Genomic DNA, 23,935 nt, shown 5'->3' on the forward strand with positions numbered 1-23,935 from the left:
TCAGGTTCGCCGTGGCGAGCAGGTTCACCGCCACGTGCTGCTGCCACACCGCCACCCACTCCTCGTACGGCGTCTCCGCCAGAGGATGGCGGATGCTCACCGCCGCGTTGTTCACGAGTACGTCGGTCCCGCCGAGCGCCTCCTCCGCCTTGTCCACGACGGCAGCCACCCCCGTCGGGTTCGCGAGGTCGCCGCCGACCAGTACATGCCCCGTCCCGGTAAGGGACTCCAAGGTCCCGCGCGCCTCTTCGGCGCGTGAGCCGAAGAGGACCGCAACCCGGTCGCCGTTGGCCGCGAACGCCTGGGCCCCCGCGACGCACCACTGACGAGGACACGCCTGCCGGACGCGGGCAGATTCATGAGAATTCCTTCCGAACGGCCTCGTGATGCCAACTGCTTGCCAGAGCCGCCAGGGCGATTCGATGCGCCCGTTGTGGGCCTGCTGCCGGGTGAGGAGGAGAATGCCGAGCACCGCAAGGTCCGGACCCGCGTCGAGCACGCCTTCGCCCGCATGAAGCACTACAAGATCCTCCGCGACCGCCGCCAGCGCGGCAACGGCCTCCACCACGCGGTCCAGGCCGTCGCCCACATGCATAACCTCGCCTTCACCGCATGACCAGACCGGCCCCAAAACCGGTCCTGACCTGCCCGGACGCGACCTTCTGCAACACGCTTTACGAGCTCGTGCACGGTTAGCGGTGGGGCGTCGAAGGGGGGCCTTGGTGCTCACGTCTGCCAAGCCAGGATCAGGTCTGCGGCCTGCTCTCCCATCAGCAGACCGCGGACCTGATCCCCGCACGGCAGAGGTGAACAGCGAGCCCCGCCGGGATCCTCGACGTCTCGCCGCCTACCGTGCACGAGCTCGTTAGGAGGTCGGGAGAGACTGGGAACCGGTCGACACCGCGACGTAGGCCAGCCCGTCGTGCTCCTCGGCCAGGGAGGCAGGGCTCACGTTGAAGCGGTGGAACCAGCGCGGCACCATGGCGCCGAAACTTCGCATGTGATGCCGACCGTTGAGCCACTCCCGTACTGCCGTCGGCGTGGTGGTTGCGCTGCGCAGGTCCACGAGGTGGTCGCCCGGACTGGCAGCGGCGAGTTGGGCTTCCACGGTGTCCGGGCGGGCGGGGCCGATCCGTTTGGTGACGGGGGTGCCGGCTTGGGACGAGACCAAGGGCCGGGCCACATCCGACGGGCGCGGAAGGAGCCGCTGCCGAACAGCAGACCGAGTGTGTAGTAGGCGTTGCTGTACCGTGCATGCAGGTGCTGCCCCATCGCCGGTACCGCGCCACCGTGACGGCTCTTGGTGATGTGCCCGTTGTGTGCCTGGAGAGCGATCTTGGTGGATGGATCATTGAGGAGCTCCTCGACGGCCTCGGCCATGAACCGGTCGCGTGCGGCGAAGACGGTCTGCTCCGGGTCCGTGTGCTGCCTGGCTCGCGTCACCAAGTCGGCGGCATGCACCAGAATTCGGGCATGTCGGAGAGCGTCAGCTGCTTCGGGGCCGTGTCGATGGAGGAACCCCAGTAGTTCTTCCGCATCGTGCACCAGGCGCCGCTGAGGATCAGGGTGCGATCCCGGATATGCCTTGGCAAGTATGCGGAGCGGGGAGAGAAGGACGGCCTCGCGATCCGGTGCCACCTTGCGAAGGAAGGAGCCAAGCACAGCCAGGGAGCCACCGCACTGTTGCGGGTCGATACCTACAAAACGCACCTTTTGCTCTTCTGTGCGTCCCCGGTTGTACGCGCGCATCCATTCGATCATCCCGAGCACCTCACGAGTCCGCCACGTCCAGAACCCAAGACCGGCAAGCACCCCCGCGGCGTCACCGACGCCTTGGCGGACGTAGGCGTCCACTGCTGGGCCGGCTGATGCGCTGGCCTCCATGGCCAGGACCGTAAATCCCATCTCTTCGACGAGGAACTCCAGCAGGCGGTGCTTGAGCTGGAAGAACTCACTCGTCCCATGGGCGGCCTCCCCCAAGTCCACGATCCGCACACCGTCGAGGCTGCTCTTCAGGGGCTGGAGGTCAGCAGTGGGCACGCCCGCAGTCAGGCCACTCAGAGGTAAAGCGGTCCGGGCTAACCAATTCGTCACCTCATCAGACACGGCTTCCCCCCTCCGTCGCCGCCACGCCCGATGACACTACCGATGCCGTCATGCACTCAGTGAGCATGGCCATGAGGCCCGCCCCCACCCCGGCGGCAAAGTTCATCCGGAAGAGCCGCACGGCAGTGCTACGCACAACGCGACGAATTGGATTCGCCAGCAGTGTCGCGCGGCTGCCGGGGCGGGACGCTGCCACATCGTAGGCGGACCGCTGTGAGCCGGCCGCGGGGTGAGGCTCATCGCGCTTCATCGCCCGGTGATCGGCTCCTGGACACCCACCCGATCCTGTGCCTGAGCCGCCGTGTGGCGTGAGGCCCGCGGTCACATGAGCCGTCACATGGGGAGTCACGCGGGGCGTTGTCACATGCTCTGAGCTGGGAGAACCTGCCCCGATCCCTGGCTCTGCGGCAGATGTGACATCGGGGGCGACAACGGGCCGGCCCCGGTGCCCGGGCCCCTGGTCGCCTGACCCGTCTCCGCGAAGTTCGGTGAGTCTCATCGAAGTTTGACCGCCGGGGTGGAGCGGGTTGTCGTGGCCGAGCCCGGACGTCGTGATCACGGGATGGCCGAAGAGACGGTTGTCGAGAAGACCTGGCGCGGAATACTGGAGGGGCGCCCTGGGGTGCGGCGGGGGAGCCTGCGGTCATAGCGGCCGCCTACGCCGAACCTCGGCTGCGGGCCCTGTACCCGTTCCCGAGCCACGGGGCGCTCAGCTTTCACCGGAACACGCAGTTCCCGTGGAGCAACGACCTGCCGTACATCGTGGGCGACGCGCAATCGTGCATCGTCTACGCGCCGCTGCGCGTGGGCGGCATGCTGGGCGAGTCGCTTACGCCGCGGGAGGCGGCCGCGTTGGTGGTGGTTCACCTGCCCGACGACTGCGGGCCGGCCTTCGAGGGGCCCTGGCCTCAGCCGGACCGTCCTGTCGGCTGAGCCGACTGCGCAGCTGCAGGGCCGGTCAAACTTTGCTGAGGCTGATCAAACTTCGATGAGACGGGTCAAGGGAGCCGGGCCCGACCCAGGCTGATGGGGTGTCCCGTCTCAGTCGATTTGGTCCCCGTCGCAGATGACCTGGTCCGATTCGCTCGGGAGTCTCAGATGAACTGGTCCGTCTGGAACGTGCCGCCAGAACCGGCCCCCGCCCGGGTGGCCGCACTCTCGTCAGCGAGCGAACCTTTCGATGGCCGTAGGCGTGACAGGGGTGAAGAAGTTGACGAGGTTGCCGTCGGGGTCACGGAGCAGGAGCGAGCGGTTGCCCCAGGGCATCGTGGCGGGCTCGGTCACGAAGTCGGCGACGGAATCTGTCAGGTTCCGGTACACGCCGTCCACGTCGGCGACGCGGAATTCGATGATCACGGTGTTGTTGTCGGCCGGACGGGCGGAGCCGGGCGCGAACAGTGCCACGGTGCGGGTGCTGCCGATCGCGAGGGTCGCGCTGGCGGTACGCAGTTCGGCGAAGTCCTCGGTGGACCAGTCCGCCCGCACTCCGGTGGCTCGCTCGTAGAAGTCGACGAGGCGCGTGATGTCGCCGGTGATGATCCGGGTCGAGACGAAGTCCATGGTGCTCTCCTTAGGCTGGCGAAGTCGTTGCACCTCGGACGCTAGAGCAAATAGTGGACAGAATCGGTCCGGTATCAACGCTAGGCTCGTGGGCATGGCTCGACCTACCAGCCGCGTGCTCACCCTCCTGGAACTCCTGCAGTCGGGCGGCATCAGAACGGTGGCCGAACTCGCCGACCGGCTCGGTGTCGACGGGCGCACCGTGCGGCGGTACGTGGACCACCTGGTCGACCTCGACATCCCCGTCGAGGCGGTCCGTGGCCGTTATGGCGGGTACCGGCTCGCCCCCGGGTACCGCCTGCCTCCGCTCATGCTCAACGACGACGAGGCGCTCGCCGTGCTGCTCGGCCTCGTCGCCGGCCGTAGGACGGGGTTGCTGACGGCGAGCGAGACCGCGGGCGAGACGGCAGCGGCCAAGATCCGCCGGGCACTGCCCGAGCGTCTTGCCCGTCGGCTCGACGCCGTCATGGAATCCCTCGCTTTCACGGATCCGCCCGGCGCGTTGGCCACCCCGGAGACAGGGGTCCTGCTCGCCATCGCCGATGCGGTACGCCATCGCCGCCCGATCTCGATCAGGTACACCACCCGAGACGGCCGACGAAGCGAACGCACGCTGCACCCGTACGGGATCGTGACCCATTCGGGCCGGTGGTACGTCACGGGTACCGATCCCGAGATCGTCCAGGACCGGACTTTCCGGCTCGATCGCATCGCGGACGCGAGGGCGCTGCCAGGCTCGTTCGAGCCGCCCGCTGGACTTGATCCGGCACAGCGCGTCCTGTCGGGGCTCGTCAAGGCCGCGTACCGGCACGAAGTGACCTTGCGGATCCATGGGACGGTCGAACAGATCCGCACCCGACTGCCCGCCAGCGTCGCGAGCGTGGAGGGGCCCGCGGCCGCGGAAGGCGATCCGCACACCGAGCGTTGGCTCCACGTCGAATTGAGGGCGGAGCGGCTCGACTGGTTGCCTCCCGTCCTCGCCTCGCTCGACCGGCCGTTCGTCATCGAGCGACCGGACGAACTCCGAGACCTCGTCATCGCGCTCGCCGACCGGCTCACCGCCTCTGCCCGCCAAGCCTGACGGCGCTATCTCCTGAGAAGCCGTATCTCAACCGAACGTGATCCGTTGGTTTCTGCTGGTCAGGCATGGTGTAGCTCGGAATGAGAGAGACATCCGGCGTCTTGTTTCCGCTCCGTGAGCGAGGGGTGCGCGATGGCGTCGGTGCTGGGAACGCTGGAGGAGCGGGAGACAGCGGCCCGTGTGCGGGTGGAAGGGCTACGGGAGGAAGCCGCCCGGTTGGCTGAGGTGTTGGAGGCCGCCGAGATCGAGCTGGACCGGCGGGTGATCGCGCGGGAAGAGCTGGTCAAGGCCCTGACAGCCTCGGCTGCCAAGACCACCGCCGGGACCGAGGCCGAGGAGAAAGCGGTGCTGCCGCTCGCGCCGGCGCCGGGCTCGACGGTGCCGCCCTGGCGGGAAGGGCTGCCGGTGACGGTTCTGGCGCCGGACTATCAGCGCATTCTGGGCGTGCTGGAGCAGCAGCGATCCACGGGTCACGGACCGCTTCGGGCCAAGGAGATCGCGATGGAGCTGGGCCTTGACGCGATGCCGGCGAAGGTCGAGGGGCTGCGGCCGAAAGCCCGGCGCCTGGCGGAGCGTGGGTGGCTCCTCCTGGAGGCGTCGGGGGCGTTCAGTGCCGTCCGGCGGACCGTGGCCGTCCCAGACGGCGGGAGTTCATCAACCACGCGAACGTGCGCTCTGCCACCCACCGCCTCGGCAGCACCACGAACCCTGCCATGTCGTCGGTGCGCTTGACGATCTCCAAGGTCAAGGCGAGTCGATCCCGGCACCAGCCGACGAGGGAGCCGGTGTAGCCGCCGTCGGCCCACACGAGGGTGATGTCGCGGTGCAGACGGCGCAGCCGCATCAGCAGGCCCGCCGCGGCGTCCCGGTCGCCGATGTTCGCAGCCGTGACCGCGACGGCCAGGAGCAGGCCGAGGGTGTCGGTCACGATGTGCCGCTTGCGGCCCGGAACCTTCTTCCCGTCGTCGTAGCCGCGTGAGGCGGCCGGAACCGTCGCGGCGGCCCGCACCGACTGCGCGTCGATGATCCCCGCAATGGGCTCGGCCTCGCGGCCCTCGCGCTCACGCACCGTCCCGCGCAGCCGGTCGTGGAACTCGGCGATCAGCCCGTGCTCGCGCCAGCGGCGGAAGAAGGCGTAGACCCGGGCCCATGCGGGGAAGTCCGCGAGCATCGCCCGCCACGAGATCCCGCCCCGCGACCACGTAGCGGATCGCGTCCAACAGCTGCCGGTGGCAGTAGCCCTCGGGCCGTCCGCCCGCCCCTGGGACCAGGCCGGCACCGACAGCAACGGCCGGACGGCCGCCCACTCCGCGTCTGTCATGTCCGACGGATACCGGCGCACCCGGTCCGGATGGTCGGCCGCGTTGCCGTACACGTGCGCGAGGCAATCGCACGACACGGCGGGCGAGTTGAGGTCAACATGCTCGGGCACGTACAACAAAGACAACAGAGCCTCCGGGAACCACTCGGAGTGGGATCGCACCCCCGAGCTACCTGGAGGCCCTGCTCTCACGCGCGGAAACCGCCGCAGTCACCCGATCAAGACTCCCGTTCGATCGGCAGCCTTCGAGATCGGTACGGGCAACAACCACTTACGTGTCGGAATGCTCCGGCAGGGCGAGCCAGTCCGACCAGGAGATCTCGCGGCCGAGGAAGCGCGGCTGCTCGAACGGCCAGTCGGCGGCGATCCACTGCGGTACCAGCTCGTCGAGGGCCTGCTCGACCTTGCTGCCCACCAGCTCGTCCACCACCCACCAGGAGATCTCGCCGTCCGCGCCGGCTCTCTCCGGTGGGTCGATGTAGACGCAGCCGAGCAGAGCTGTCTCCGCCGAGTCGAACAGCGCGTAGTTGAAGGACTGGTGTGCGGCGATCTCCTTCTCGTGCCGCAACAGGTCGGCCTGGTCGGCCTCGTAGGTCATGGTGGCCGCGGGCCAGCCCCAGGCCGGGCCGAAGATGGTCCACAGGCGTTCGCGCGAACCCATCACAGCCGGATAGTCGAGCGGGGTGTCCGCCTCCCGGATCGGCCGCAGGTGATGGCCACCGCCCGGCAGCGGTACCAGGACGGGGTGGACGAAGTCATCGGGAAGCCAGCTCATGGCACCCGACCGTAGCAGTGCGCGGCCGTCCGCTCCCCTGGAGCTTCCCCGTATACCGCCGGCCCTGCTCTCATGCCGGGCAAGGCCCGCGATCACCCGATCGAGACTCCCGTTCGATCAACAGACTCCATGATCGGTATGGCAACGGCTTCTTAGACCGTGTCCTATGTGGTGAGGCGGAGGAGTCGTTTGTAGCAGCAGATGGCTGCGGCGAGGCCGAGGAAGGCCAGGTAGTTGCGGGGGTGTCGTTCGTAGCGGTGGTTGAGTCTGCGGTAGCCGGTCAGTCAGGACATGGTCCGCTCGATCACCCACCTACGGCGTCCGAGTCGTTCTGAGGACTCGATGCTCTTGCGGGCGATGCGGACGCCGATGCGTTTGCCGCGGAGCCATTTCCGCAGCTCAGGTATGTCGTAGGCCTTGTCGGCGTGGAGGCGCTGGGGTTTGAGGTGACGGCCGCGGTGGGGGTCGTGTTTCGTTTGGTGACCGAGCACCATGGGCTTCAGGGCCTGGCTGTCGTGGGTGTTGGCGGCCGAGACGCCGACGAGGAGGGGCAGTCCGTTCGCGTCCGACAGGACGTGCATCTTGGAGCCCGCCTTGCCGCGGTCCACGGGGCTCGGACCGGTGAGTTCGCCCCCTTTTTCGCCCGGACGTGGGCGGAGCCGAGGACGGCGCGTGAGAGGTCGAGCAGGCCGGCGTCGTCGAGGCGGTGCAGGATCTCCTCGTGCAGCCGGCCCCACACTCCGGCCCTGGACCAGATCAGGAGCCGGCGATGGGCCGTGGACTTCGATATGCCGAAGCAGGGTGGCAGGGCCCGCCAGGCGCAGCCGGAGACCAGCACGTAGATGATCGCGGCGAACAGCGTCTCATCAGGCGTGTCCTGCGTCCCGCCGCCCTGCGGCCGCACCTTCGACGGCGGGATCAGCGGCCGCGCGATCTCCCACAACCCGTCCGGAACAATCCAACTCCATGTACCCCGCCCCATGACGAACCCAACGCCCGCCTCACCACATAGGACACGGTCTTAGACGCCGTTTCCTTTGGCGGTTTGGCTCGTTGCGCTGGGCATGACGAGTCTCGCTGAGCGGCTGGTGCCGGATGAGTTGTGGGAGTTGTTCCGGCGGGTGGTGCCGGAGACGGTGGTGGTACGGCCTCAGGGTGGTGGCCGTCGGCGGGCCGGGGATCGTGAGTGTCTGGCCGCGATCGTGTTCGTCGCCACGTCGGGCTGCACGTGGCGACAGGTGCCGCCGGTGTTCGGCCCGGCCTGGCCGACCGTCTACCGGCGCTTCGCCCGCTGGAGCAAGGAGCGGGTCTGGGCCCGTCTCCACCGGGTCATCCTGGATGAGCTCGGCGCCCAGGGAGGCCTGGACTGGTCGCGTTTCGCCATCGATTCGGTGAGTGTCCGGGCCCTCAAAGGAGGCTGTTGACCGGACCGAATCCGACCGATCGCGGCAAGAACGGATCGAAGATCCATCTCGTCACCGACCGGTCCGGCCTGCCGGTCGCGGTCGCGATCTCCGAGGCGAACACCCATGACAGTCTCGCGCTGAAGCCGCTCGTCGCGTCGATACCGCCGATCCGCAGCCGCCGCGGACCACGCCGACGACGGCCCGACAAGTTCCACGGGGACAAGGGCTACGACTATTCCCACCCGCGGCGATGGCTCCGCAGCTGCGGCATCGCTCCTCGGATCGCCCGCCGGGGAATCGAGACCTCACGGCGACTTGGACGCCACCGATGGGTCATCGAGCGGACCATGTCCTGGCTTGCCGGCTGCCGCCGGCTCCACCGCCGCTACGAACGCAAGCCAGAGCACTTCCTTGGCTTCACGGCCATCGCTACCACCCTCATCAACTACCGACGACTCACCAAGTGAAACGACGTCTTGGCGATGTGGCCTCGGCTGGAGCTGCTCGTTAGGAAGGTCGGGCCACGCGGCGAGGGCCGGATGGGCGTACCAGAGGAAGGTCGTCTCGGTTTTCGTCAGCCGCAAACGCGTCCGAAGGCAGGCGGCGGTACTTGTGCAGGAGATCGGCCAGATGCTGGGGATCAACCTCGACTGCCGACACCAGGGCGGTCAACAGCTCTGCTCGGGAGGTGCGTTCACCAGCCGCAGCGGCCGCGCGGACCAGGACGTTGACTCTGGTGTCGACGTCCACGGGCCAGCTCACCGACGTCACATGGCGCTGCTGCTGCAAGACCGCCATACGCCCGGCCTCAACGGCACGGCTCTCGGGGTGGTGCGGGTGGCGGGCTGGTCAACGAGCCTTTTCCAACCTCACGCTGACGCGTGATGAAGGACGAGAACGGCCTGGACGATCGCGGTGATGCGGTTGGTGCTACAGCGGAGCTTCCGCTGGAGGCGCCAGCCCTTCAGCGTGGCCATGGCCTGCTCGCCGAGGCAGCGGATCTTGGCGTGCGTGCTGTTGTGCAGCCGCTGCCACCGCTTGAGGCGACGGCCGCGAAAGGGAACCCGGACCTGACGGCCGGCGCCCTGATACGCCTTGTCTGCCCAGCACTTGAGATCGGCGTCGGTGAGTGCTCCGACGATCCCGTGAGTGCGGGCGGCGGTCAGATCGTGAGTGGAGCCGGGTAGCGCGGGCGAGGCCCACAGCAGGCGGCCGAACGGATCGGTGAGGACCTGGACGTTCATGCCGTGGCGTTTGTGTTTGCCGGAGTGGTACGGGGTGTCGGCGGCGATCCGGCCGATCGGCAGCAGTGTGCCGTCCAGGATGACGAACGCCTTGGTCCGGGCGATGTCCATCGTCTCGGCCAGGGTGGGCGCGAGGCTGGCCAGCACTTCGACGGCCTCGCGTATGTAGCGGTACACGGTCGCGATGCCGATACCGAACCCGGCGGCGAGCCGGGCGTAGGTGTCACCGCACCGCAGATGGGCCAGGGCGAGGAGAGCCTGACGACCGGCGGTCAGACGCCGCCACCGGGTCCCGACCTCCCCTCGCCGGACAGCGAGTCGTCCCGTCAGATACCGCAGGGTGCAACTGGACAGGTCGATCGACGACGAGTAGACAAGCACGCGAAGCTCCCGGTGACTGCGGGCGATCTTGGTCGAGAACCCGTCTACCAGGAGCTTCGTCGTTCCGCAGATCCATCCAACACAAGTCAGCAACGGCAGGTTGGAAGAGGCTCAGTCCTGGATGGTGGCGAGCCAGTCGGTGAGCAGGCTGTTGACCTCGTTGGGGCGTTCCTGCTGGATCCAGTGGCCGCAGCCGTCCAGGAGATGGGAGGCGGACAGGGCGGGGAGGGTAGTGGGGTAGGCGTCGATGGCGTCGGACATCCAGATGGTGGATGCGTCCAGCGCGCCGCCGATGAACAAGGCGGGCTGTTTGATCGGGGCTCCGCGGTGGGGGGCGAGGTCTTCCCAGTCGCGGTCCATGTTGCGGTAGCGGTTGAGGGCGCCGGTCAGGCCGGTGCGCTCGAACTCCGCGGCGTAGACGTCGAGGTCCTCCTCGCTCAGCCATGCCGGGAGCGGGCCGGCGGGGAAATGGTCGCGCAGCTGACAGCCGAGGGCGACGAAGTGCGGGTCGGGCTCGCCCTCAGCTGGCATGGTGTCGGCGGACAGGGCCGCGTAGAAGCCCGCGAGCCAGCCCCGGACGTCGGGCTCGATCTCCGTTTCGGCGCGGCCGGGCTCCTGGAAGTAGGAGACGTAGAACTCCTGCTCGGGGCCGCCGATCTGGCCGAAGAGGTCGGTGGGGCGGGGGCCGCCGGGCGGCGCGTAGGGGACGCTCAGCAGGCCGACCGCGCGGAAGACCCCGGGGTGGAGCAGGGCGGAGGAGGCGGCGATGTTGGAGCCCCAGTCGTGGCCGATGACCACCGCGCTCTCCTCGCCGAGGGCGCGCACGACGGCGACGTTGTCCTCCACCAGGTCGAGCATTCGGTAGGCGTCGGTCGCCTGTGGCTTGGAGGAGCGGCCGTAGCCGCGTACGTCGATCGCCACCGCCCGGTACCCGGCCGCGGCGAGGGCCGGGAGTTGGCGGCGCCAGGAGTACCAGGACTCGGGGAAGCCGTGCACGAGCAGGACCAGCGGGCCGGTGCCCTGCTCGGCCAGGTGCAGGCGCCCGGCAGGGGCCTCGACGGTGCGGTGGCGGAGTGCGGCGGTCGGCTCGGAGTGCATGGGGGGACTGCTCCTCGGTTCGCGGGCGGTCGGCGGGTACCCATCGATCATGCGGCGCGGCGGCCCCTCGGCGCGATCAGCGTTGCCATTCTGGCAAGATCGCAGGACAGAGCGCTGGAGTGGCACGGCAAGAAGGAGCGGGAAGGGTGGCAGTCGACGACGTGGACGGCGCGATGGCCGCGATGGGGCCCCGGTTGCGGGCCGCGCGCGAGCACTACGGCGCGACGCTCGCCGGTGTCAGCTGCGCGACCGGCATCTCGACCAGCACGCTGTCCCGGATCGAGACCGGCCGGCGCAAGCCCACCCTGGAGGTGCTGCTGCACCTGTCGAAGGAATACGGCGTCTCCCTGGACGAGCTGGCCGGCACCGCGCCCGGCCCCGGGGCCGAGCCGCGCGCTACGGCGCCGCTGAGCTTCGGCGACGACAAGGCGGTGCTGCCGCTGACTCGGTACGTCGGCGGCCTGCACGCCCACAAGCACGTCCTGCCCGCCCTCGAGGAACCGCCCGCGCGGCCCCGTCAGGTCTCCCACGACGGCCACGAGTGGCTGTGCGTCCTGTACGGGCGGCTGTGGCTCGCCCTCGGCGACCAGGACCTCATCCTGACCCCCGGGGATGTCGCCGAGTTCGACACCCGCACCCCGCACGGGGTGGCGAACGCCAGTCCCGGCGGACCGGTCGAGTACCTGATCATGTTCGGACCCCAGGGCGAGCGTCTACGGCCGCGTAGCTGGTCGTCGAGGAACTGGTGACAGAAAGGCTGCTGAACGAGTATTTGTGACAAGCCGCGTGCCTAGCTGGTGACAACCACACTGAGCCCTTCCAACCTGGCTGTGAGATCGAGGGGGGCGCGGTGACGGGACGACGAAGCCCCAGGTAGATGGGTTGTCGACTAACCGCAGCCTTCTCCGCCGAGCACCCGAGTCATTGCCCACTCAAGCGGGGGTGCATCTGTCCACTTCAGCACTGCAGCTGCCGCGGCTGGAGCTGACCACTCGGCGACGACAGATCGGCACCCGGCGGCGGCTGACGTTCAGCCGCCGGGCGCTGACGACCCTGGCCCCCCACGCTGCAACTACACCTTCGCCGAGCTAGCAGCCAGATTCCGCGTGGGTTTGCTCCCAGCCGTAGCGCCGTGCGGAGTCAAAAACCATGCTGCGGAGGAACATCTGATCGCACCAGGCGGACTTGCGCGGCTGGTATGCGGCCGGGCAGGTAGACGAATCCGTTGCCGTTGTCGAGGAGCAATCCTTCATCGATGCCGTCCACGGACCAGAGATCAACCGGCCCACCGGTGTTGTTGATCTGAAGGAAGAAGCCTGCGTCCTCCTCGCCTCGACAGACGAAGATCCCCTCCACCTCAGGGCGGCGGCTGCCGGCGATTCCCCGGGCGGCGCCCATCCGAGTCCAATCCAGGCCATGCCGTGCGATCGACTGCCGATTGAGCACGGACGAAACATGGAAGAGGTACGACGTATCAAACACGCCAGGAGTATAGAAGGCAGCGAGGCTTCCTCCTCAGGCTGAGGCGGTCAGCTCCAGGGTGAGGACGGCCTTGACGAGGTCGGTGATGCGGGTGGTGCTGCAGCGGAGCTTCCGCAGCAGGCGCCAGGACTTGAGGGTGGACATGGTCCGTTCGCCGAGTGCGCGGATCTTCGCGTGGGCACGGTTGACGGCCTTCTTCCCGGCGGAGAGCGTGTTCCAGCGGCCGTGGAACGGGACGCGGACGGCGGGGCCGGAACCCTGGTACGCCTTGTCGGCCCAACACCGGATGTCGCCGGTGCTGAGGGCATCGAGCAGGCCGTGGGTACGAGCTGCTCTGATGTCGTGGACCGTGCCCGCCAGGGTCGGCGAAGCCCAGATGAGCTTCCCGAACGGGTCGGTGAGGACTTGGACGTTCATGCCGTGCTTGCGGTGCTTGCCGGAGTAGAAAGGTCGGTTGGCCGCGATGCGGTCGATGGGCAGCAGGGTTCCGTCCAGGATCACGAACGCCTTGCGTGCGGCAACCGCCATGGCCTGCTGGAGGGTGGGGGCGAGGACGGCCAGGACGTCCACGGCCTCGGTGACGTAGCGGTGGGCGGTGGCCAGGCCGACGCCGAACCCGGCCGCGAGTTGGGCGAAGGTGTGACCGCGGCGCAGGTAGGCCAGGGTCATCAACGCCTGTCGGCCGCAAGTGAGCCGACGCCAGTGGGTGCCAATCTGTCGGCGCCGAGCGGTCAGCTCCCGCCGCAGCAGCCGCAGTGCGGAAGTGGACAGGTCGAGTCCGGACGGATAGACAAGCACGCGAGGCTCCCAGCAACAAATATTGATCTTGGTTGACAGCCCGTCTACCAGCAGCTTCGGCCTTCCGCCGCACCAACTCCAGTGCCCCCTAGCCATGTTGGAAAAGGTCAGTGTGGGAAGAGCCTGCTCAGATGTTCTTCGCTCCCATCGGGACGGAGCCACCATCCGGTGCGACGACTTCATTGCCCGAGGGGTGGCTCCCGCTGGGCAAGGACACGGATCTCCCGCACTTGCAGCACATCTTCGGAGAACAGCTCCTCCACCCAATGACTGCCACACGCGAGACAGCCCCGTGCAGCGAAAGCTCCGACTAGGGGCAGCCCAAGGACGGCGGCAACGCGGCACGAAGTGCCTACGGGATCCCACGGCAGTCAGTGATGGACTGGCAGGCTGAGCTGATCGAACGCTGGAGAGGGATGCGGCCCTGACGATGCGCCGTGTCCCGCGCCAGGCTGGCGCGGGACATTAGGGCACGGACTTGTCGTAGAGGAACATGAGGGCGCCCAGGACGAGGCCGATGATGACGGCCGCCAGGCGCACCGCCCGCAGGAGCCCGGACCACACCGCGGCCGAGAGGCCGGCCACTGAGTGGACCCGATGGTGTGCGCACCCGGTGCGGTGGCGCGCACTGGCGATGTCCCGCGTCTACTTCCACCGAGTGGAGCCCACCCGGTGGAAGTGGACGACACCGACGGGAGTGGGGCCGCGCATCCACCCGGTGCCTTTCTCCTTGACCTCAGCTCAGGATGTCGTTGGTGAAGGCGACGACGGCCTCGGTGTCGGTGGTCAGGAACTTGACCAGCTCCCAGGCGGCGTTCGGCTTCTCGCTGTGCGCCGAGATGCCGAGTAGGGCGGAGGCGCCCCGGGCGTCGATACCCCCGGTGGTACGGAGCGTTAGGGCGGTGGGCCGTCGCCGCCCGACGGCCCTCGGTTGTCAGGCCTCCTCCTCCGCGAGGACGTCCTTGATCTCCAGCATGTTGCGCAGAGCGGCGAACATGGCGGTGAAGGCCGCGTCCATGGCCGCCTTGGCCGCGGTGTACCAGCCGCCGTTGACGGTGCCCTCTCCGAACTGGTTTCTCACGTGCCCGAGCGCGACTATGTCGACGATGCTGTCGTCGCGTGCGTTCTCCAGTTCGGTGAGACTTCTCGCGGCCTCGTTCTCCAGGAAGAGCCTGTCCGGGCGGCAGTCACGCAGCAGCGCCAGGATGTCCCGCTTGTACAGGCCGAACACCCCGGCGTTGTTGTCGTCGCCCAGCCCCGAATTCACCGTGCCGTACTGGTGGTGCCGCCGGTGCGTGTCGAGCGTGGTGGCGGCCTCCGCGCTCAGGCTGGCCAATTGTGTGTTCGCCGCCGTCAGTTTCGCGACGACGCGTTGCCGCTTTGCCTTGCTGTGCACCCTCCCGGCTCCGTTGACCCAGGCGATGAGAGCCACGCCTTGCGCTCTGGCGGCTTCCCGGAATTCGTTGACCAGGGTCGCGACGTCATTGAAAACGTGTTCTCCCTGGGCGTGGTCGACTCCGGCCGTGCTGTTGTTCTGTCCGATCACCCGCTGGACCACGGCACCCTCGGTGGCAGCCTGCTGGTCCCGTTCGGCGGCGGGTGCGTGTGAGACCTCGGGGAATGCGGAGCGCATGACGCGGGTGGCGTTGGCCTCGGCTTCGCGTTCGTAGCGGTCGGAGGGGTCGGAGATCTTCAGGCCGCTTCCGTTGTCGGTACCGGCGACGGGGCCCTGGCGTTGCTGGATGACGTGGGTGAGTTCGTGGGCGAGGGTGTGTTTGTCGGTGCCGCCGTCGCCGATGACGACGTGGTTGCCGGAGGTGTAGGCGCGGGCTCCGACCTCGGCGGCGGAGGCCTTGGCGGCGGAGTCGTCGTGGACGCGGACGTCGGAGAAGTCGGCGCCGAGCCGGGATTCCATGTCGGTGCGGGTGGCGTCGTCGAGGGGACGTCCAGAGGTGCGCAGCACGTCGTGGACGGCCGAGCGCTGCACGGCGGGCTGTCCGGCCCGCGCGTTCTGCTGGTGGCCGCAGTCGGCCGCGTGCTGGTGCTGCTCCTGGGCCCAGGGGTGACCCGTCTGGCGCAGGAGCTGAATCAGCGCCGCGTTCCCGGCGGTGCGTTGGATCTCGACGGCATCGGGCGGGGCGAGAGGGGCTCGCGCCGTCGTCTGCTGGTGTCGGTGTTCGGAGTCCGGAGACCGGTTGGCTTCGCGAGTCATGGAGAGGACGCCTTTCCGTGGAGACAGTCGGGTTCCACTCCACAACACCGCTTCGAACAGGCCGGGGGAATGTCTCGGTGGACAGGAGGGAGGGCAGCGTCGCTGCCCGAGCGCCCCGAGGCCGGCCGCGCCCGCCCTCGGCAGAACCCGCCTCCAGCGTCAGTTCACCGCAGCAGCGATCAACCTCGTCCGCCTCGACGCCTGGACCACCAACCTTGTCCAGCGTGGCCAGTCTGACCACGAGCCCGACCGTGACCCCTTGTCCACCTCTGCTACCGCCCTGCCTGCTGCCGTGTTTCTCCTTGACCCGGCCACGGTTAGACCGCGGACAAGGGGGGGCGAGCACGCTGCTCCTTCGCCCCGATCGCCCCGGCCAGGGCAGCGAAGGAGACCAGACGATGACGAGCACCCACCCGAGGACCGGGCAGCGGCACCGCTCGGGCCGATCACACCCGAAGGCCGGCCCGCGCTGGGCAAGCCCAAGGGGGACTCCCTGGGCACCCCCTTCGAAGGCCCCTTGGGAACCCTCTTTGGCGCCCGGCACTGACCTCATGAGGGCATACGTCCAGTCCTGCCAGCACCAGCAGCAGGAGCTCACAGTGGTTCTTCCCCGGACGCCAGCCCGGCCAGCCGATGAACCCGGTCAGCCTTCAAGTCCACTTGCGCGAGATCGGCGTCCTGCCGCAGCGCGGCAGGACCTCCGCAATCCGACAGCTGGTCCTCCAAGCCCCTGCTCCCGTCATCGCGAAGGCCCTCGGTTACCACGACAAGACAGCTACCCGCCTGGTCACCGAAGCTGGAGGAACCTGGAGCCGATACGTCCCTGGCGATCACACACGTTGAACTACGACGACCGCTCTCTCACTCAGGGAACGAAAAGCCCAGCTCACGCAGGCGGGGCAAGCACGCTGCGAGGCATTGCTCCACAGACGCGGCATCGGTTCGCACAAGGACGTCCTCGCGCAACGGCGCCCCACTGGCGACGAAGGTCCAAGGCTTGCGCCTCTCTGCCATCCGCTCAGCGTCGGCCTTGAATAGCACCGTTACGCCCTGTTCAGCCAGTGCTTCCATAATCGCGACGACGTTCATCGGTACTCTCCCTCCCGAAGCGCTTCGAACGCGCCATCGGACGAACACACCTACTCCGGGCCGGACCCTGGACACTGCCCTCATGACCCAAAGTGACCGATCGTGTCGCTCTGAGCTGGAATACGCGACACCTCAACATGCGAGCCCACCAGTCCCGAGGCCGGACACGGTGGGGGCGGTGCCGTCGTCAGCTCCCGGGCCGCAGATCGGTCCGGGAGCCCTGGCCCGGGCGGTTCGCGAGCGCTTCCCGCACGTCCTTCTTGAGGTAGATGGCCTTCGGGCGCCCGGAGTCCGGGTGCGGCACGCGCCGCCGGTGGACGCCGGAGGCGGGCTCGGAGAGTCGCCGGGTCGGGTGACAGCAGCGAGGGGCATGACTCTTCGGGCATTTGCTCGTGCCCGCTTCTGCGACCGGCTGGCTCTTCCCCGCGGCCTCCGGAGGAGGTGTCGTGGGTCTTGCCCAGCATCTGTCGGACGGAAGGCAGCACCGCAATGGTCTATGAGCACGGCCGGGGGGCCGACCCCGAGCACACTGTCCAGCAGGCCCCAGTCCGGGCTCCGCTGTCCCGGGCGGAGTCGCTGCTGATCCAGCGGACGGCGGGGAACGGGACCATGGTGCAGATGCTCCGTCAGGCGGGCTATCCGTGGGCGCAGCCCGACCTGCACCAGCACGGACCGGCCTGCGGCCACCAGGCCGCCACGTCGTCCCCGGCACCGGAGGGGCCGACGGTGCAGCGGTCGGCTGTCCACGACGTGCTCCGCTCCCCGGGCCAGCCCATGGACGACGCGACACGTACCGACATGGAGGAACGTCTCGGGGCGGACTTCTCCGATGTCCGTATCCACAACGACGCGGCGGCACGGGCCTCCGCGGCGGAGATCGGGGCTCGCGCCTACACCTCGGGCAGCCATGTGGTCATCGGCGTGGGCGGAGAGGACAAGCACACCCTTGCCCACGAACTCACCCATGTCATCCAACAGCGCCAAGGGCCCGTTGCCGGTACCGACAACGGTTCCGGGCTCAGGGTGTCCGACCCCTCCGACCGCTACGAACGCGAGGCCGAGGCCAACGCGGCCCGGGCCTTGAGCGGCCAGGCGCCGGTAACCGAGGCGGACCACGAAGCAACCAGGACACGATCCGGCGGCGAAGCAGAAGTTCAGCGGGCAATAGTTCAGGACTACGATTCAAACCGGACAGACCCGGAATCGGTCATGTTCTGGAACTATGCCAGAACTGTGGACGACGCGGTCCAATGGGCTTACAACTTTGTCGTCTCGGCCCCTTCACTCGGAGCATATGCGGCCCTGGCGGCCACCAACGGCCACATCGCCCATTGGCTGCAGACATGGAATACGCAAATGACCGCAGGTGTTCCCGGAGGGGTTAGCAGGTCATTCGGTTACATTATCGAGACTCTGGCAGGGCTACGACTCGACGGCGTTCCTAACGGGGGAGCCCCCGCTGGGTTCGTGTCGCAGACACAGGCAGCGATCGGGGCGACCCGCCCGGACTATCTCCTGGTCCGGCAAAGCGACATGGGCTACGTAGGGGCTGTTGACATCACAGCGAGGAACAGTGCGGGTCACATCCATAACAAGATTGGGTGGCTCCAGTTGTTCCCGAGGTTCTGCGAGAGCGTTTACCCCTCTCTGGATGCCGCGACCGAGGCGCAAATGAGAGTCAATTACCAGGCCGGGAACCAGGGCCCGATGACTCCCCAGCAGGTGGCCGCCGCGCAGGCGCAAGCAAACGCCAACGTTCAGGAACAGAATCGCATCCTCGCCAACATGAACAATCACTTCAAGGAGTCGATGGACAGCATAAACATCATGACCGGCGGCAGGCTCGCACGTGGGGGAGACCCGCTCATCGTTGAAGGTAGCCGCCGAGAGGCGGTACAGATTTGGATGCAAAGAGAGTTCGGCTTTGTAGACAACAATATCGCCGCATCGCTGCTCCAGAAGCTCGGACACAGCCCCGTCGGCTTCGGCTTCGGGACGTACACGGCAAGCGATTCCACTGCTAACGCCTTCCTGCACGCGCATGGCCCGAGGTGGCAGCAAGGGAAGGACTTGGCCGCATCCGGTCAGTCTTAGTACTCCAGTCGGACTTCTGTATTTTCGCTGGTCAACGGCTTGGGGTTGGGGGGTGTGGCGGGGTGGTGTCGGGTGTGGGGCGGGTCCGCCCGGCCCGTCCCGCGAACGAGTGTTCGCGCCGTGTGTAGTGACATCGGCGGGCTCTGGCCTGGTGCCGGCGGCGCCATCGTGACCAGTTCATCGAGTGGTTGCCCTGTGCAGCAGGATGTCGGTGGGCAGCTGCCAGCAGACGGCGAATCTCGGCTGGCGTGAGTTCCACGAGGTCGGGCGTGGACCTGCTGCAGTGCTGGACCGGCACCTGCACCACCTGCGGCCGCCGCCTGCCCCGCAACACAACCAGACTCAGAACCTAACGAAGCACTACTAGGCCGCCACGCGGTGGCACCGCTTGGTGGTCAGGTGTGGGGAGTAGTTGTCGCAGATGATCGCGATGCGCGCATCCAACAGAACGGCGACGTCCACGTCTACGGAAGGCCGATCGACCACTGGTTTCCCGCTCCCCCCGGGTCGGCCCCGGCCCAAGCGCCGAGACAGCCCATCGGGCCCATTGTGGCAAGGGAGGGCCTTGATTTCACGCAGACCGCGAGATCCGTCCTTCCTCGTCCCGCGTGGGTGTCGGCGAACCAAGGGCCCATCGAATCGTTCCCACCAGGGCATGGCCGGCCATCCGTACGACCGTGCGTTCCAGCGCCGGCGGGTACGGCAGATCGAGTGACTCGCATGCCCAGCGCGGAAGGGTCGACACCGCGTTCGCAGCCAGGATCGCGTACGGGGCCCGGGCGATCCGGGGAAGGGGCGGGTGGCGCAGGAGGAAGCGCGCGGCCTCGCGGGCCTCCCGCGTCGCGTACAGCTCGGGCCGGTACGAGGCCAGCCGCTCGGCCAGCTCGGCGCGGTCGCGCGGAGGGTCGGTCACGCCGAGGGCGGCCGCCACGCGGGCGGTGTCGGCGACGTACGCGTCGTAGCCCGCAGGATCCAGCGGGTGGGCGCCATAGCGCTGATGGGCGATCAGGAAACTGTCCACCTCTGCGACGTGCACCCAGCCGAGCAGATGCGGATCGGAGGCATGGTACGCCGCTCCGGCGGCGGTCACTCCGCGCACGCGCTCGTGCACCGCGCGCACCCGGTCGACGGCCTGCTGCGCATCGTCCGCCGTTCCGTACGTCGTCACGGCGAGGAACGTGCTGGTGCGGTGGAGGCGCCCCCACGGGTCCCCGCGGAAGCCGGAATGGGCCGCGACGGCGGCCATGGCCAGCGGATGGAGGGACTGGAGCAGCAGGGCCCTGAGCCCGCCGACGAACATCGAGGCGTCGCCGTGCACCGCACGGATCGCGCTATCGGGTCCGAACCAACGCGGCCCTGGCGTGTCGTGGATGCGGGCGCGGTTGTCCGGGCCCTCCGGGCCCGCGACACGGGCGAACAGCGTGCGGCCGAGTCGTTCCCGGAGGTCGAACCAGGGCACGGACACGTCCATGCGACCAGTATCCGCCGGGCGCGGCGACGTCGCCCGGGCCGTGGGCGTCCGGCCAGCCGGGCGAGCACGATCACCGCCACGCGTGCACGATCACCGCCACGCGTGCACGATCACCGCAACGCGTGCACGGCCGCCGAGAACACGCCCGGCATGCGGGCGGCCATCGGCACGATCAGGCGGGAGGTCTCCGGCCGGGAGCCGGCCCGGAGCAGTGCCCTGGTGAGCAGCCGCTGCCGCCGCGACAGGCGCCGCCATGCCCGCTCGTACTCCTGGGGCCGCCCCGCCCGCAGGCACCGTACCGCCGCTTCGGCCGACGCCAACGCGAGGGCGATGCCTTCGCCGGTGAGCGCGTCGACGTAGCCGGCCGCGTCACCGACGAGCAGGACACGGCCGGCGACTCTGCCGCGCACCCGCTGTCTGAGCGGCCCGGCGCCGCGGACCGCGTTCGCGGCCGCGTCCTCGTGCAGGCGCGCGGCCAGCTCGGGGAACCGGTCCAGATAGGTGGCGTAGGGGCGTCGGGCGGTGCTCAGCACGGCCACGCCGACGAGGTCGTCGGCGACCGGGGTCACGTACGCCTCGCCCTGCCTGGACCAGTGCACTTCGACGAAGTCGGACCACGGGACCATGCGGTAGTGGCGCCGCAGGCCGTAGCGCCGGGGGCCGGGGGTGGCCAGGTCCAGCCCGAGCGCCCGGCGGAGGGGCGAGTGCAGGCCGTCCGCCGCGACGAGCCACCGGGCCCGCAGCCCAGCAGCGGTCACCGACTCCGGTCCCTGGTGCACTTCCCCGACCTTGCCGGGCACGATCCGGACGCCGAGCTCGAAGGCCCGCCGGTACAGCGCGGCGCTCAGGACGGTGCGGCGTACGCCGAGGCCGGAGCCGTCGCGGAAAGCAGCCTGCGCATGGTGGGCGCCGTCGATGTACCGGATGCCGCCCAGCTCGTGGCCGGCCGGTTCGACGCCCAGGGCGCGCAGGTGCCGAACGCCGCGGGGCATGATCCCCTCGCCGCACGCCTTGTCCACCGGGCCGGGCCGGGGCTCGATCACCACGGCCTCCATGCCGGTCAGCGTGGCGTGGATCGCGGTGGCCAGTCCGGCGGGCCCGCCGCCCGCGACGAGCAGGTCGATCACGCGAGCCCGCCGGGTACGGAGGTCCGCGCCGGGCGCGTGCCGTCCGTGGCGGTCCCGGACGGCGTGGCAGGCGGCACCGAGGAGGCCGGGGCGAGCGCCGCGTCCTCGCAGCGGATGCGCACGGTGAGTAGCGCGGCGTTGAGCAGCGTGAACAAAACGGCGGTCAGCCATGCCCCGTGGACCAGCGGCAACGCCGCTCCTTCGGCCACCACCGCCACGTAGTTCGGGTGGCGCAGCCATCGGTACGGGCCGCCGGCGACCAGAGGCAGGCCGGGCACGACAAGGACCCGGGTGTTCCAGCGCGGCCCCAGTGTCCGCACGCACCACCAGCGCAGGGCCTGGGCCGCGACCACTACGGCCAGCATGGGCCAGCCGAGGCCTGGGCGGAACGGCGGCCGCATCGTCGCCACCTCGGCCAGGCAGCCGAGGAGAAGGCCCGTGTGCAGCACCACCATCACCGGGTAGTGCCGCCGTCCGTGTTCGACCGCGCCGCGCGCCAGGCTCCAGCGAGAGTGCCGCCGGGCGACCACGAGTTCGGCGAGGCGCTCGGCGCCGGTCGCGAGCACCAGGAGGATGTACCAGGTCATGTCTCCTCGTCTTTCCTTTCCTGCTTCCTACCAGCGCAACAGGACGAGTTCGGTGCAGAAGCCCGGGCCCATGGCGAGCAGCAGGCCAGGGGTTCCGGCGGGCGGCCGGCTGCCTTCCGCGAGCGTGTCGCGCAGGACGTGGAGCACGGACGCCGAGGACAGGTTGCCGACCTCCGCGAGTGAGCGCCTGCTGACGTCGAGGGCATCGTCCGGCAGGTCGAGCGCCTCCGCGACCGCGTCGAGGACCTTGGGCCCGCCCGGGTGGCTGACCCAGGCCGTCACATCCTTGCGCGTGAGGCCATGATCGGACAGGAAGGTATCGACGTCGGCCCCGAGGTTCTTGCGCACCACGTCGGGAAGGGCGGGATCCAGCACGACGCGGAAGCCCGAAGCGGTGATGTCCCAGCCCAGCAGGCGTTCGGTGTCCGGGTAGAGCCGGCTGCGGCTCGCCACCACCGTCGGGCCGGCCCCCGCCGCTGCCGTGTGCCTTCGAGTGCCGCAGGCGACGGCCGCGGCGGCCCCGTCCCCGAAGAGCGCGGTCGCGATCAGGTTGGCGGGGGACGCGTCGTCCCGCTGAAAGGTCAGTGAGCAGAGTTCGACGGAGAGGAGCACGGCGATGTGCTCCGGCCACCCCTGGAGGTAGTCGTGGAGCCGGGCGACGCCGGCCGCGCCGGCGACGCAGCCGAGGCCGAAGAGAGGAAGCCGTCTCACGTCCGACCGCATCCCGAGCCGTCCGACGAGCCGGGCGTCCACCGACGGCACAGCGATGCCGGTAACGGAGGTGAACAGCAGCAGATCGACGTCCCGGGCGGACAGGCCGGCCGCGTCGAGCGCCCCGGAGACGGCTTCGGCGCCGAGCTCCACGGCATGGGTGAGGAAGGCGTCGTTGACCGCGCCGAAGTCCTTCAACTCGCCGTACCGGTCGAGAGGCAGTGCCGTATGACGCCAGCGGACCCGCGCGCCGCGGTGGAGGCGGTCGAGAGCACGCCGGTCGCCGTCGGCGGCCAGGCACTGACCGGCCACCATGTCGGTGATCTCCTGCTGGGCGTGCCGGTGTGGTGCCAGGACTCCGTGCACTGCTGCGATCCGGGTCATCGGACTCCCTGCTGACTGCCTGGTGCGGACGACGTGCACCCATATGTGCCCCGTGCCCCGTGGTCGTACCACGTCATCGCTCGTTGGGCGCCTACGATCGGCGCGTGGACGCGACGAACCGGGCCACCGTCGGGGCCGTACGGCCCAAGGGGGGCCTTCTCGCCGGCCTTGCGAGGGCCTGTCACCCAGGGCCGACGGCCGCCGTCACCCTGCTGATGACGGCGCTCGCGGTGTCGGCGGGGCACAGCGTGAGGGGCTCTGTGCTGGTCGGCGTGGCGGTGCTGGCGGGCCAGCTGTCAGTGGGGTGGTGCAACGACGCGGTCGACGCCCGGCGTGACTGGGCGGCCGATCGGCACGGCAAGCCGGTCGTGTCCGGCGCTGTCACCGCCGGGGCCGTGCGGGCCGCCGCGGTCATGGCTTTGGTGGCGTGCGTCCCGCTGTCCCTGTCCGGTGGTCTGTTCGCCGGGAGCGTCCATCTGGTCGGCGTCGGCGGCGCGTGGGCGTACAACCTGGGGCTGAAGGCGACGCGGCTGTCCTGGCTGCCGTACGCCGTGGGGTTCGCGGCGCTTCCCGCCTTCGTGGTGCTGAGCCTGCCGGGGAGGGTCGCGCCGGCCTGGTGGGTCGTCACGGCCGGTGCGTTGCTGGGCGTGGGCGCGCATCTGGGAAACGTGCTGCCGGACATCGAGTTCGACCTCAGAGCGGGGGTACGTGGGTGGCCGCAGCGTCTCGGCCCGACGTGGACGCGGCTGCTGCTGCCGGCACCGCTGGTCGTGGCGTCCGGGGTGCTCGTCCTCGGTGGTCCAGGGGTACCTGGCGTCTCCTCGTGGGCCGCCTTGGTGGTGGTCGCACTGACGGCGCTGGTGAGTGCGCTCCTCGGCGGTCGCTGTGTCCGACTGCCGTTCATCGCCTCGATCCTCGTCGCCGGTGTGGATGTGGCACTGCTGGTGGGGCGTGGCGGCCTGGTCGCCTGACGGTGCCGGATGGCAGACCAGAGCCGGGTCGGTGGGG

Annotated in this window: 20 protein-coding genes and 5 pseudogenes; 8 read left to right on the plus strand and 17 right to left on the minus strand. The window is 69.1% G+C overall.

Annotated features, from left to right (window positions below; genetic code table 11):
* Positions 1 to 360: pseudogene (locus tag ACFYX3_RS40405) on the minus strand (SDR family NAD(P)-dependent oxidoreductase); the annotation flags it as partial.
* Positions 361 to 451: 91 nt separating this feature from the next.
* Between ACFYX3_RS40405 and ACFYX3_RS40410 the strand changes: the two are divergent.
* Positions 452 to 616 (plus strand): annotated as a pseudogene (locus ACFYX3_RS40410) (transposase family protein); the annotation flags it as partial.
* Positions 617 to 865: 249 nt separating this feature from the next.
* Here ACFYX3_RS40410 and ACFYX3_RS40415 read toward each other — a convergent pair.
* Both ACFYX3_RS40415 and ACFYX3_RS40420 read right to left on the minus strand, forming a co-directional pair.
* Positions 866 to 1,183 (minus strand): erythromycin esterase family protein, encoded by a 318-nt coding sequence (locus ACFYX3_RS40415; RefSeq protein ID WP_389024923.1) that lies wholly within the window; start codon positions 1,181 to 1,183, stop codon positions 866 to 868.
* A gap of 11 nt (positions 1,184 to 1,194) precedes the next feature.
* A pseudogene (locus ACFYX3_RS40420) lies at positions 1,195 to 1,905 on the minus strand (erythromycin esterase family protein); the annotation flags it as partial.
* An 882-nt stretch (positions 1,906 to 2,787) separates the two neighbouring features.
* On the opposite strand from ACFYX3_RS40420, the gene ACFYX3_RS40425 reads away from it, so the two are divergent.
* The gene (locus ACFYX3_RS40425; RefSeq protein WP_389024987.1) at positions 2,788 to 3,039 is read left to right on the plus strand and encodes a DUF6193 family natural product biosynthesis protein; all 252 of its coding nucleotides are present in this window, start codon (positions 2,788 to 2,790) and stop codon (positions 3,037 to 3,039) included.
* A gap of 228 nt (positions 3,040 to 3,267) precedes the next feature.
* Here ACFYX3_RS40425 and ACFYX3_RS40430 read toward each other — a convergent pair whose 3' ends face one another.
* Positions 3,268 to 3,666 carry a VOC family protein gene (locus ACFYX3_RS40430; protein WP_389024925.1) on the minus strand — a complete coding sequence of 133 codons (399 nt, stop codon included), beginning with the start codon at positions 3,664 to 3,666 and terminating at the stop codon, positions 3,268 to 3,270.
* 94 nt (positions 3,667 to 3,760) lie between these two features.
* Here ACFYX3_RS40430 and ACFYX3_RS40435 point away from each other — a divergent pair, with 94 nt between their 5' ends.
* Positions 3,761 to 4,747: a helix-turn-helix transcriptional regulator gene (locus ACFYX3_RS40435; RefSeq protein WP_389024927.1), complete on the plus strand. Its 987-nt coding sequence runs from the start codon at positions 3,761 to 3,763 to the stop codon at positions 4,745 to 4,747.
* Between the two features lie 132 nt (positions 4,748 to 4,879).
* Positions 4,880 to 5,479, plus strand: coding sequence for a hypothetical protein (locus ACFYX3_RS40440; protein WP_389024929.1), 600 nt, complete (start codon positions 4,880 to 4,882; stop codon positions 5,477 to 5,479).
* Here ACFYX3_RS40440 and ACFYX3_RS40445 read toward each other — a convergent pair.
* From ACFYX3_RS40445 to ACFYX3_RS40455, 3 genes and pseudogenes are all read right to left on the minus strand, one after another.
* Positions 5,430 to 6,068, minus strand: a pseudogene (locus ACFYX3_RS40445) (IS5 family transposase); the annotation flags it as partial. The gene ACFYX3_RS40440 and the pseudogene ACFYX3_RS40445 overlap by 50 nt on opposite strands.
* Positions 6,069 to 6,339: 271 nt before the next feature.
* The gene (locus ACFYX3_RS40450) at positions 6,340 to 6,843 is read right to left on the minus strand and encodes an N-acetyltransferase (RefSeq protein WP_389024931.1); all 504 of its coding nucleotides are present in this window, start codon (positions 6,841 to 6,843) and stop codon (positions 6,340 to 6,342) included.
* Between the two features lie 164 nt (positions 6,844 to 7,007).
* Positions 7,008 to 7,825: pseudogene (locus tag ACFYX3_RS40455) on the minus strand (IS5 family transposase).
* Positions 7,826 to 7,907: 82 nt separating this feature from the next.
* Between ACFYX3_RS40455 and ACFYX3_RS40460 the strand changes: the two are divergent.
* A protein-coding gene (locus ACFYX3_RS40460) for an IS5 family transposase (RefSeq protein ID WP_389024932.1) occupies positions 7,908 to 8,716 on the plus strand; the annotation gives its coding sequence in 2 pieces (ribosomal slippage) (positions 7,908 to 8,262 and positions 8,262 to 8,716; 810 coding nt in all).
* Positions 8,717 to 9,118: 402 nt separating this feature from the next.
* Here ACFYX3_RS40460 and ACFYX3_RS40465 read toward each other — a convergent pair.
* Positions 9,119 to 9,874: a transposase family protein gene (locus ACFYX3_RS40465; RefSeq protein ID WP_389024934.1), complete on the minus strand. Its 756-nt coding sequence runs from the start codon at positions 9,872 to 9,874 to the stop codon at positions 9,119 to 9,121.
* Positions 9,875 to 9,985: 111 nt separating this feature from the next.
* Positions 9,986 to 10,972 carry an alpha/beta fold hydrolase gene (locus ACFYX3_RS40470; protein ID WP_389024936.1) on the minus strand — a complete coding sequence of 329 codons (987 nt, stop codon included), beginning with the start codon at positions 10,970 to 10,972 and terminating at the stop codon, positions 9,986 to 9,988.
* Between the two features lie 146 nt (positions 10,973 to 11,118).
* Here ACFYX3_RS40470 and ACFYX3_RS40475 point away from each other — a divergent pair, with 146 nt between their 5' ends.
* Positions 11,119 to 11,721, plus strand: a complete 603-nt coding sequence (locus tag ACFYX3_RS40475; RefSeq protein ID WP_389024938.1) for a helix-turn-helix domain-containing protein — start codon at positions 11,119 to 11,121, stop codon at positions 11,719 to 11,721.
* Between the two features lie 391 nt (positions 11,722 to 12,112).
* Here the strand turns inward: ACFYX3_RS40475 and ACFYX3_RS40480 are convergent, their stop codons facing one another.
* The 4 genes from ACFYX3_RS40480 to ACFYX3_RS40495 all read right to left on the minus strand — a co-directional run bounded on the left by ACFYX3_RS40480 (position 12,113) and on the right by ACFYX3_RS40495 (position 16,553).
* Positions 12,113 to 12,454 carry a hypothetical protein gene (locus ACFYX3_RS40480; RefSeq protein ID WP_389024940.1) on the minus strand — a complete coding sequence of 114 codons (342 nt, stop codon included), beginning with the start codon at positions 12,452 to 12,454 and terminating at the stop codon, positions 12,113 to 12,115.
* Positions 12,455 to 12,487: 33 nt separating this feature from the next.
* A complete protein-coding gene (locus ACFYX3_RS40485) occupies positions 12,488 to 13,252 on the minus strand; it encodes a transposase family protein (RefSeq protein ID WP_389024942.1) in 765 nt (254 codons plus the stop codon).
* A 934-nt stretch (positions 13,253 to 14,186) separates the two neighbouring features.
* Positions 14,187 to 15,464 (minus strand): DUF4157 domain-containing protein, encoded by a 1,278-nt coding sequence (locus tag ACFYX3_RS40490; RefSeq protein WP_389024944.1) that lies wholly within the window; start codon positions 15,462 to 15,464, stop codon positions 14,187 to 14,189.
* Positions 15,465 to 16,325: 861 nt separating this feature from the next.
* Positions 16,326 to 16,553, minus strand: a complete 228-nt coding sequence (locus tag ACFYX3_RS40495; protein ID WP_389024946.1) for a hypothetical protein — start codon at positions 16,551 to 16,553, stop codon at positions 16,326 to 16,328.
* A 609-nt stretch (positions 16,554 to 17,162) separates the two neighbouring features.
* Here ACFYX3_RS40495 and ACFYX3_RS40500 point away from each other — a divergent pair.
* Positions 17,163 to 18,647 carry a DUF4157 domain-containing protein gene (locus ACFYX3_RS40500; protein ID WP_389024948.1) on the plus strand — a complete coding sequence of 495 codons (1,485 nt, stop codon included), beginning with the start codon at positions 17,163 to 17,165 and terminating at the stop codon, positions 18,645 to 18,647.
* Positions 18,648 to 19,218: 571 nt separating this feature from the next.
* On the opposite strand, the gene ACFYX3_RS40505 is transcribed toward ACFYX3_RS40500, so the two are convergent.
* The 4 genes from ACFYX3_RS40505 to ACFYX3_RS40520 all read right to left on the minus strand — a co-directional run bounded on the left by ACFYX3_RS40505 (position 19,219) and on the right by ACFYX3_RS40520 (position 22,927).
* Positions 19,219 to 20,118 (minus strand): oxygenase MpaB family protein, encoded by a 900-nt coding sequence (locus tag ACFYX3_RS40505; RefSeq protein ID WP_389024950.1) that lies wholly within the window; start codon positions 20,116 to 20,118, stop codon positions 19,219 to 19,221.
* Positions 20,119 to 20,228: 110 nt separating this feature from the next.
* A complete protein-coding gene (locus tag ACFYX3_RS40510) occupies positions 20,229 to 21,245 on the minus strand; it encodes an NAD(P)/FAD-dependent oxidoreductase (RefSeq protein WP_389024952.1) in 1,017 nt (338 codons plus the stop codon).
* Positions 21,242 to 21,832 (minus strand): isoprenylcysteine carboxyl methyltransferase family protein, encoded by a 591-nt coding sequence (locus ACFYX3_RS40515; protein ID WP_389024953.1) that lies wholly within the window; start codon positions 21,830 to 21,832, stop codon positions 21,242 to 21,244. Before ACFYX3_RS40515 ends, ACFYX3_RS40510 begins: the two co-directional genes overlap by 4 nt.
* Before the next feature lie 27 nt (positions 21,833 to 21,859).
* Positions 21,860 to 22,927, minus strand: coding sequence for a type III polyketide synthase (locus ACFYX3_RS40520; RefSeq protein ID WP_389024955.1), 1,068 nt, complete (start codon positions 22,925 to 22,927; stop codon positions 21,860 to 21,862).
* A 104-nt stretch (positions 22,928 to 23,031) separates the two neighbouring features.
* Here ACFYX3_RS40520 and ACFYX3_RS40525 point away from each other — a divergent pair, with 104 nt between their 5' ends.
* On the plus strand, positions 23,032 to 23,898 hold the full coding sequence (locus tag ACFYX3_RS40525; protein WP_389024957.1) for a UbiA family prenyltransferase: 867 nt from the start codon (positions 23,032 to 23,034) through the stop codon (positions 23,896 to 23,898).
* Positions 23,899 to 23,935 lie beyond the last annotated feature (37 nt).

The sequence above is a fragment of the Streptomyces sp. NPDC002463 genome (assembly GCF_042889835.1).
In the GTDB taxonomy this organism is placed as follows: Bacteria; Actinomycetota; Actinomycetes; order Streptomycetales; family Streptomycetaceae; genus Streptomyces; species Streptomyces nymphaeiformis.

Coding starts and splice junctions, on each gene's coding strand:
- ACFYX3_RS40505 (WP_389024950.1), bottom strand. CDS start 20,118: ATGGACGTGTCCGTGCCCTGGTTCGACCTCCGGGAACGACTCGGCCGC.
- ACFYX3_RS40515 (WP_389024953.1), bottom strand. CDS start 21,832: ATGACCTGGTACATCCTCCTGGTGCTCGCGACCGGCGCCGAGCGCCTC.
- ACFYX3_RS40520 (WP_389024955.1), bottom strand. CDS start 22,927: ATGACCCGGATCGCAGCAGTGCACGGAGTCCTGGCACCACACCGGCAC.
- ACFYX3_RS40495 (WP_389024946.1), bottom strand. CDS start 16,553: ATGAACGTCGTCGCGATTATGGAAGCACTGGCTGAACAGGGCGTAACG.
- ACFYX3_RS40470 (WP_389024936.1), bottom strand. CDS start 10,972: ATGCACTCCGAGCCGACCGCCGCACTCCGCCACCGCACCGTCGAGGCC.
- ACFYX3_RS40450 (WP_389024931.1), bottom strand. CDS start 6,843: ATGAGCTGGCTTCCCGATGACTTCGTCCACCCCGTCCTGGTACCGCTG.
- ACFYX3_RS40500 (WP_389024948.1), top strand. CDS start 17,163: ATGGTGCAGATGCTCCGTCAGGCGGGCTATCCGTGGGCGCAGCCCGAC.
- ACFYX3_RS40430 (WP_389024925.1), bottom strand. CDS start 3,666: ATGGACTTCGTCTCGACCCGGATCATCACCGGCGACATCACGCGCCTC.
- ACFYX3_RS40440 (WP_389024929.1), top strand. CDS start 4,880: ATGGCGTCGGTGCTGGGAACGCTGGAGGAGCGGGAGACAGCGGCCCGT.
- ACFYX3_RS40490 (WP_389024944.1), bottom strand. CDS start 15,464: ATGACTCGCGAAGCCAACCGGTCTCCGGACTCCGAACACCGACACCAG.
- ACFYX3_RS40435 (WP_389024927.1), top strand. CDS start 3,761: ATGGCTCGACCTACCAGCCGCGTGCTCACCCTCCTGGAACTCCTGCAG.